The 470-nt window shown below is 73.8% G+C and carries 1 protein-coding gene; it reads right to left on the reverse strand.

The features are described from left to right. Positions 1-470 (reverse strand): AMP-binding enzyme (locus ADK86_RS17120; RefSeq protein ID WP_234345900.1); only part of this gene is annotated, 470 nt, incomplete at both ends.

Below are 470 nucleotides of genomic sequence, written 5' to 3' on the forward strand. Positions count from 1 at the left end.
CTGTCCCAGCCGGAGAAGTCCTCGCCGAAGGCGATGCCCTTCGTACCCGTCTCGGCGTACACCGAGTCGTAGATCTCCCGCCACTCCTCGACCTGCGCGTCCCCGTCGGCCTCCGCGCCGGCCCGCGCCGCCGCGTCGAGGTCCGGTACGACGTACGCGGCCAGGCGCTGGTCGCCCGGGGCGTCCTCGCGGGCCACTACCACGGCCTGCCGTACGCCGTCCGAGGCCGTCAGCAGCGACTCGATCTCGCCGGGCTCGATACGGAAGCCGCGGACCTTGACCTGCTCGTCGGCACGGCCCAGGTACTCCAGCTGACCGTCGGCACGCCACCGCGCCAGATCACCGGTCCGGTACATCCGCACGCCCGGCTCGAACGGCGAGGCGACGAAGCGCTCCGCCGTCAGTCCGGGGCGGTTCGCGTAGCCACGGGCCAGGCCCGCGCCCGCCGCGTACAGTTCGCCGGCCACCCC

Origin of the sequence: Streptomyces sp. NRRL F-5755 (assembly GCF_001279365.1) — a bacterium.
Classification (GTDB): domain Bacteria; phylum Actinomycetota; class Actinomycetes; order Streptomycetales; family Streptomycetaceae; genus Streptomyces; species Streptomyces rimosus.